This is a genomic window from Gammaproteobacteria bacterium CG11_big_fil_rev_8_21_14_0_20_46_22 (assembly GCA_002796245.1).
Taxonomy (GTDB): Bacteria; Pseudomonadota; Gammaproteobacteria; order UBA12402; family UBA12402; genus 1-14-0-20-46-22.
The window spans coordinates 52,247-59,319 of sequence record PCWT01000007.1; the positions used below are offsets into that span (position 1 = coordinate 52,247).

The window sequence follows — 7,073 nt, forward strand, 5'->3', positions numbered from 1 at the left end:
AAAAAGCTTGTTAGAATGCTTGCGGTTTATCGAGGGAGTGCGAAAACATCATGCTGCAATTATTGCAATCATTAAAAGACGGCCGTTTAGATGTCGCCACAGCGCCTTCTCCTGCACCCTCAAAAGGTAGTTTGACCATTCAATCGAGCGTTAGCCTCATTTCTGCGGGCACCGAGCGCATGCTGGTGGATTTTGGTCGTGCGAGTTTGCTGGGTAAGGTCAAACAGCAGCCTGAAAAAGTGAAAGAAGTTCTTCAAAAAGTCAAAACGGATGGTCTGTTAACCACTATCGATGCGGTTAAATCAAAGCTAGAGCAACCGATTCCATTGGGTTATTGCAATGTGGGGCGAGTAGTTGATACGGGTGATGTGCCAGCGTTTTCGGTCGGTGACCGCGTATTGTCGAATGGCCCTCACGCAGAAATTGTTCGTGTGCCCAAAAACCTGTGTGTAAAAATTCCTGATAGTGTCAGCGACGAAGAAGCGGTGTTTGGAGTGGTTGGGGCTATCGCGCTGCAAGGGGTTCGCCTGATTGAGCCAACGATTGGCGAATGCGTGGTTGTGCAAGGCTTAGGCTTGATTGGGCTTATGGCCGTGCAGATACTGATGGCTAATGGCTGTCGAGTTTTGGGTGTGGACTTTGATCCCAAAAAACTCGAGTTGGCTCGCGCCTTTGGGGCAGAAACGGTTGATTTATCGGCGGGTGAAGATTTGCTGGCTAAAGCCGCGTGTTTTTCGCGTGGCCAAGGCGTGGACGCGGTCTTGATCACAGCGTCGGCACAAACGAATGATATTGTTCGTGATGCTGCTCATATCTCTCGCAAGCGCGGCCGTATTGTATTGGTCGGCGTGGTGGGCCTTGAGCTGAATCGAGCGGATTTTTACGAAAAAGAATTAAGTTTTCAAGTGTCTTGTTCGTATGGTCCGGGGCGCTACGATGAGAACTATGAAACCAGAGGACACGACTACCCCTTGCCGTTTGTGCGCTGGACAGAGCAACGAAACTTTGAAGCGGTGTTGGATTTGATGGCTGCGGGCAAGCTGGATGTGAAGCCCTTGATCAGCGCACAATTTTCGATTGAAGACGCTGCTAAGGCCTACCAAGCCCTGCAAGACAAGCAGCATCTGGGTTTATTGTTAACTTATCCTCAAACTGAAAGTGCTGAGGCTTTATCTCGCACGGTGAGTTTGATCGGGTCGCCGGCTGTTGTCGCTGCTGTAAAGCCTTGTGTGGCATTTGTGGGTTCGGGCAACTATGCCAGCCGAATGCTGATCCCCGCCTTTAAAAAGGCAGGCGTTAGATTGCACACGATTTTAAGCAGTTTAGGTGTCAGTAGCGTGATTCACGGTAAGCGCTTGGGCTTTGAAAAGGCGAGTACGGATATTGAGTCTGTGTTGGCTAACACTGAAATCAATACCGTTGCAATCGCCACACGCCATAACTTGCACGCGAGTCAAACACTGGCTGCGCTCAAGGCTGGCAAGCACGTGTTTGTTGAGAAGCCTTTATGTTTGAATCTCGATGAGCTTGAAGAACTTCAAGCAGCGTATGAAGCTTTGTGTGCTAAGCCGAAAGCGCCGATGCTGATGGTCGGTTTCAATCGCCGCTTCTCGCCACATGTTCAAAAGATCAAGGCCTTGTTGGCACCGATGGCATCGCCTAAACATATAGTGATGACAGTGAACGCAGGGGTTATCCCCAAAGAGCATTGGACGCAAGATCTAAAGCTTGGCGGTGGGCGCCTGATTGGCGAAGGCTGCCATTTTATTGATTTGTTGCGTTATCTGGCAGATAGCCCGATTGCGAAGGCGGATATCGTCGCCTTGAACGATGCGCAAGGTGTGGTGATCAATGATTGCTTCACGGTAACGCTGAGTTTTGAAAATGGTTCTTGTGGCGTGCTGCACTATTTAGCCAATGGTGCGAAAAGTGTGTCTAAAGAGCGATTGGAAATTTTCATTGACGGCAAAATTTTGCAACTCGATAACTTCAGGGCGTTAAAAACGTTTGGCTTTAAGCGATCGCATCAATTAAAACTTTTCCGCCAAGATAAAGGCCAAACAGCTTGCGCAAAAGCGTTTGTTGAGGCGATAGAGCAAGGTTTAGCCCCTGTCATTCCGCCTTCTGAATTGTTTGAGGTGGCTAAAGTCTGTATCGATCTGCAAGAACAATTGGAGCGCTAAGATGGGTCAGCTTAAAACAGTTTGTGTTGTGGGTTTGGGTTACATCGGTTTGCCCACTGCCTCTTTGCTTGCAACCAAGGGTTACACCGTTTTGGGTGTGGATGTGCGCCAAGAGGTCGTGGATACGATCAATGCGGGCAATATTCATATCGTTGAGCCAGGTTTAGATATCTTAGTAAAATCGGCCGTGCATTCACAAAACTTGTGCGCAAGCCTTGAGCCTGCGCCGGCTGATGTGTTTATTCTCGCGGTACCCACCCCGTTTAAAGACGATCTTCAGCCAGACTTAAGCTATGTGGAGGCGGCTTCGAAGGCTATTGCGCCGTTGCTTGCCCCAGGCAATCTCGTGATTTTAGAGTCCACTTCGCCGGTGGGTACCACGCAAGCGGTTAAAGCCTTTGTTGAGAAAGCGAACCCTGCGGCCCGTGGTGTGCATTATGCGCATTGCCCTGAGCGTGTGATTCCAGGTCGTGTGTTGCAAGAGCTGGTGGCAAACGATCGTGTGGTGGGTGGTTTGGATGCTGCGAGTACAGAACAGACTGTAAATTTTTATCGCAGTTTTGTTCAAGGTGAAGTGATCGCGACCGATGCGCGCACAGCCGAGCTGTGTAAGCTTGCCGAAAATGCTTTTCGCGATGTGAACATTGCGTTTGCTAATGAATTATCCTTAATTTGTGACGAGGCGGACATCAATGTTTGGGAGCTGATTCGCTTGGCCAATCGTCACCCGCGTGTGAATATTTTACAGCCGGGTCCGGGTGTGGGTGGTCATTGTATCGCCGTTGATCCTTGGTTTATTGTGGCGAGCCATCCTAAAAAAGCGCGCTTGATTCGCATGGCGCGTGAAGTGAATGACAGTAAACCTGATTGGGTGATCCATAAAGTGGAACAAGAAGCGCGTAAGTTTCAAAACCCCGTGATTGCCTGTTTGGGTTTAAGTTTTAAAGCCAACGTCGATGATTTGCGTGAGTCACCGGCATTGTCGATTACTCGAAAGTTAGCTGCGTTGGGCCTTGGGCGAGTCATTGCGTGTGAGCCCCACGTGAGTGCTATCGAAGGGCTTGAGCTGTGTGATGCGGCACAAGCTGTGTCGCAAGCGGCTATTGTTTTGGTGTTGGTGGATCATGATGTTTTCAAAGCGCTGGATCCTGCAAGTTTTCAGGGCAAGTGTATTATTGATACCCGTGGGGTTTTGGCGTCATGAAGGTGTTAACCGTGATGGGTACGCGCCCTGAGGTGATTAAAATGGCGCCGGTGATTAAAGCGCTGGAGTCTTCAGATCATTTCAAGTCCTTGGTGTGTGTGACATCCCAGCATCGTCAGATGCAAGATCAAATGATGAGTTTGTTTGGTCTGAAAGCGGATTTTGATTTGGGTTTAATGAAGCCTAATCAAACCTTAACCGATGTGACGGTCGGTGTTTTGCAGGGTTTGCAAGCCTTGTTTCGCGAACACCGTTTTGATTGGGTATTGGTGCAGGGCGATACTACGACCTCGATGGCGGCGAGCATGGCTGCGTTTTACGCAGGCATCCCAGTAGCGCATGTGGAAGCTGGCCTTCGTACCTACGACCTGCAGCGCCCGTTTCCGGAAGAGCTGAATCGCCAGTTAACCGCACGCATGGCAGCCAAGCATTTTGCGCCCACTGACTGTGCTAAACAGAATTTATTGTCTGAAGGTGTTTCTGCTGAGACCATTTTTGTGACCGGCAACACAGTGATCGACGCTTTGTTGTACATGCGTGAAAAAATTCGTGCAGGCGAAGTGCAGATATCATTGCCGGAGTCCATTCAATCGATCGTGGATACGCAAACGCCTTATGTGTTGATTACGGGGCACCGCCGAGAAAGTTTTGGGGAAGGGTTTCTCAATATTTGCCAGGCGATTCAGCGTTTGGCAAAACAGTATTCAGACTGGCAATTTATTTATCCGGTGCACTTAAATCCAAATGTGCAAGCGCCGGTCAATGAGCATCTAAACGGTTTGGCTAATGTGCATTTGATTGCGCCGCAAGAGTATGCGCCGTTTATTTATTTGATGGACCACTGCCGCGTTGTGCTCACTGACTCCGGTGGTGTGCAAGAAGAAGCGCCGTCTTTGGGTAAGCCCGTACTGGTGATGCGTGAGAAAACTGAGCGCCCAGAAGGGGTTGAGGCCGGTACCGCAAAATTAGTGGGTAATCGTTCGGATGATATTATCGCAGCAGTGAGCGGCTTGATTGATGATTCGGCTGCGTATGATGCGATGGCGAAAGCGGTGAATCCGTACGGCGATGGTCAGGCGGCTTGGCGTATTGTTGAGTGGCTTTAGCGATACTCCGCCATGTTGAATAGCAAATACTCTGCAAACTGTGTTATCAGCGCGTGTTCTGCGTGCGGTTCATAATATAAGTGACTGTGTGAGGTCACGGGTGCTTTATCGAGCGGCAGTTTCACCAGCAGACCTTGTTCAATTTCATCAAGCAGCATTTGTTCAGGTAAATAGAGAATGCCGAGACCTCGGCTTGCGGCGGCTAGTAGCTCAGTGGTCGACGCGGTTTTTAAGCTGCCGCGCACTTTGATTTGGCGCTTGCCGCTGAAATGCCAAAGACTGTCGGGTGTGGCTTGCGTGTTGACGAGGCAATTGTAGTCTTTCAGGGTGTCTAGTGAATCTGGTGACCCATGGCGCGCAATGTATGCTGGGCTTGCTAGCACCGCTCGTCGTAGCGTCATGATAGGTTTGCGTAGTAATCGTGGGTGCTCAATGAGATGACTGCTGATCGCCAGATCCGCTTGGCCCTCGATGGCAGCGTAGGGGTTGTTGCCGTTGAGCGTTTCTAATTCAATTTTCGGGTGCTGTTCTAGAAACGCCGTGATGACGTCAAGCAGTGGACTTTTGGAATAGAGGTTCGACAAAGAAAGGCGGATTGGGCCTTGCAGCTCACCTTGGTTTTCTAACAGGCGTAGTTCTGCTTGCTTGACGCTGGCCAAAATACGCTTGGCTTCCTCATAAAAAACCAGGCCTTCCGGTGTGGGCTCTAGACGCCGCGTGGTTCTAAAAATCAGGCTACATTTGAGTTTTTCTTCCTCTAACCATTTAATTTCTTTGCTGAGTTTTGAGATCGCAATATCCAGCTCGCGGGCGGCACCCGAAAAGCTGCCACTTTCGATGACTTGAGTGTAGTGCTTGATGGTGTTTAGGTAGTCCATATTTTCTAAATCAATAAAAATTATTTATAAATATACATGATTATCTCTTTTATAGAAAGTATTAGAATGAGTAAAAATTAAGCAGGAGAGCATTATGACAACATCCAATACATCAGAAAACAGATTTTTTCAGCCTTCAGGACAGCTGGCTGCGCGGGGCCAAAAGCTCCAGGGTAGCTTGCTGGGGGTTGATCAAGCGGCGGCCAGTACCTTGGTTTTTGGTTTCTCAGGGCTGACTAATCTTTTAGCGCTCGTTGAGCCGTACGGCTTTTTCCCCGCACCCATTGTCGCTGCGGCCAGTGTGGGTTTGTTTATTTTAAATGCGATCAGTTTAGATCGGGCTCGCAAATGGGCATCGAAAGTTTCTGGCGAGGGTCAGCAGCTGATCGGTGAGGCACAGCAAACGCCAGTCTTTAAACCCAGTTTGGTATTGCGCATGTTGGCCAGCTTGGGCGCCTTCGGCGTAACCACTAATCTTACGTTCATGCGCTATATGAGTCCGAGCATTAAACCCCTTCTTACGCTGGCAAACAAATCGGTATTTGCAGCGGGTTTCGGCTTGGGCTTAATGGCGGATGGTCTCGATGTGTATCACAATCTGTCGCAACAAGCTCAAGGCGTTACGCGGGGCCAGAAAGTGAAAAGCTGGATGTGGATGATCTCAAAAGCCTTGCTGTTTTGCAGCTTTTTAGGCGGCGCTTATGGAGAATCGGCTGCGTTTGCTCTTTCATCAGCCTTATTATTGATGCACAGCGCGATAGCCTTTGGCTCCTTGTGTTGTTCGAAAAGGCCTGCTCGTACCGAGCCAACTTCACCTGAAAGGATTACGGTGATATTTGATGATGCAGGAGTTGATGATGCGCCTGCTGCAGGAGTTGATGATGCGCCTGCTGCAGGAGACGATGATGCTGATGCTCAAAGGCCTTTAATGCGTTGAGGGTTTTTGGTGGCGCATGTTTACCCCGGCTTTGTCCGGGGTTTTTTTCGGCGTCTTGTTAAAAAATCCTAGATTTATGTTGACTTTAAGGTCGACGTTTAGGAGAATCTACCACTATTTTTGGAGGGGTGCCCGAGCGGCCAAAGGGAGCAGACTGTAAATCTGCCGGCGTATGCCTTCGTAGGTTCGAATCCTACCCCCTCCAAAATCCAGAGCGCAGTTAGCGATGTATATAAATAAGGTATATCGCTCACTGGGTTTTAGGAATGAGATCCATGTGAAGGTGTCTCTAGTGAAGAGACGTTTTGGTGCGGGTGTAGTTCAGTGGTAGAACTTCGGCCTTCCAAGCCGATAGCGTGGGTTCGATTCCCATCACCCGCTTATTTGAAGGGTGGAAGTTACAGTGGCGACGCCTCGCTATTGTGCCTTCTGCCTTTTTGCCCTCGTAGCTCAGGGGTAGAGCGCTTCCTTGGTAAGGAAGAGGTCGGCGGTTCAATTCCGCCCGTGGGCACCAGGGTTATTTGGCGTTTAACAACTTAATATTGGGGTAGAGACTCATGGCAAAAGCTAAATTTGAGAGAAACAAGCCGCACGTAAACGTAGGCACGATAGGTCACGTGGATCACGGTAAAACGACGTTGACGGCAGCGTTGACGGTGGTGTTGTCAAAGCTTCACGGTGGTGAAGCGAAAGGCTACGACCAAATTGACAGTGCGCCAGAAGAGAAAGCGCGTGGTATTACGATTTCGACAGCGCACGTGGAAT

At 49.5% G+C, this 7,073-nt stretch carries 6 protein-coding genes and 3 tRNA genes; 8 read left to right on the forward strand and 1 reads right to left on the reverse strand.

Going from position 1 to position 7,073, the window contains the following annotated elements; all coding sequences use genetic code 11:
- Positions 1–50: 50 nt before the first annotated feature.
- From COV52_00515 to COV52_00525, 3 genes are read left to right on the forward strand one after another with little or no spacing between them, the layout of a single operon-like run.
- Positions 51–2,183 carry a dehydrogenase gene (locus COV52_00515; GenBank protein PIR12138.1) on the forward strand — a complete coding sequence of 711 codons (2,133 nt, stop codon included), beginning with the start codon at positions 51–53 and terminating at the stop codon, positions 2,181–2,183.
- Between the two features lies 1 nt (position 2,184).
- Complete coding sequence (locus tag COV52_00520) at positions 2,185–3,387, forward strand: UDP-N-acetyl-D-mannosamine dehydrogenase (GenBank protein PIR12139.1); 1,203 nt, start codon at positions 2,185–2,187, stop codon at positions 3,385–3,387.
- Positions 3,384–4,493 carry a UDP-N-acetylglucosamine 2-epimerase (non-hydrolyzing) gene (locus COV52_00525; GenBank protein PIR12140.1) on the forward strand — a complete coding sequence of 370 codons (1,110 nt, stop codon included), beginning with the start codon at positions 3,384–3,386 and terminating at the stop codon, positions 4,491–4,493. The genes COV52_00520 and COV52_00525 overlap by 4 nt, the downstream gene beginning before the upstream one ends.
- Here the strand turns inward: COV52_00525 and COV52_00530 are convergent.
- On the reverse strand, positions 4,490–5,371 hold the full coding sequence (locus COV52_00530) for a hypothetical protein (GenBank protein ID PIR12141.1): 882 nt from the start codon (positions 5,369–5,371) through the stop codon (positions 4,490–4,492). The genes COV52_00525 and COV52_00530 overlap by 4 nt on opposite strands.
- 94 nt (positions 5,372–5,465) lie before the next feature.
- Here COV52_00530 and COV52_00535 point away from each other — a divergent pair, with 94 nt between their 5' ends.
- The 5 genes from COV52_00535 to tuf form a co-directional block, all read left to right on the forward strand.
- Entirely contained in the window at positions 5,466–6,308 is an 843-nt protein-coding gene (locus tag COV52_00535) for a hypothetical protein (protein ID PIR12142.1), read from the forward strand.
- A gap of 122 nt (positions 6,309–6,430) precedes the next feature.
- Positions 6,431–6,513: transfer RNA gene (locus tag COV52_00540), tRNA-Tyr, on the forward strand.
- A 105-nt stretch (positions 6,514–6,618) separates the two neighbouring features.
- Positions 6,619–6,689, forward strand: a tRNA-Gly gene (locus tag COV52_00545).
- A gap of 58 nt (positions 6,690–6,747) precedes the next feature.
- Positions 6,748–6,822 (forward strand) — tRNA-Thr (locus COV52_00550).
- A 43-nt stretch (positions 6,823–6,865) separates the two neighbouring features.
- A partial coding sequence (gene tuf, locus COV52_00555; protein ID PIR12143.1) for an elongation factor Tu occupies positions 6,866–7,073 on the forward strand: 208 nt, incomplete at its 3' end.

Bases quoted from the DNA above. Each gene is read 5' to 3' on its own strand.
- COV52_00515 (PIR12138.1), top strand. From the start codon at position 51: ATGCTGCAATTATTGCAATCATTAAAAGACGGCCGTTTAGATGTCGCC.
- COV52_00520 (PIR12139.1), top strand. From the start codon at position 2,185: ATGGGTCAGCTTAAAACAGTTTGTGTTGTGGGTTTGGGTTACATCGGT.
- COV52_00525 (PIR12140.1), top strand. From the start codon at position 3,384: ATGAAGGTGTTAACCGTGATGGGTACGCGCCCTGAGGTGATTAAAATG.
- COV52_00530 (PIR12141.1), bottom strand. From the start codon at position 5,371: ATGGACTACCTAAACACCATCAAGCACTACACTCAAGTCATCGAAAGT.
- COV52_00535 (PIR12142.1), top strand. From the start codon at position 5,466: ATGACAACATCCAATACATCAGAAAACAGATTTTTTCAGCCTTCAGGA.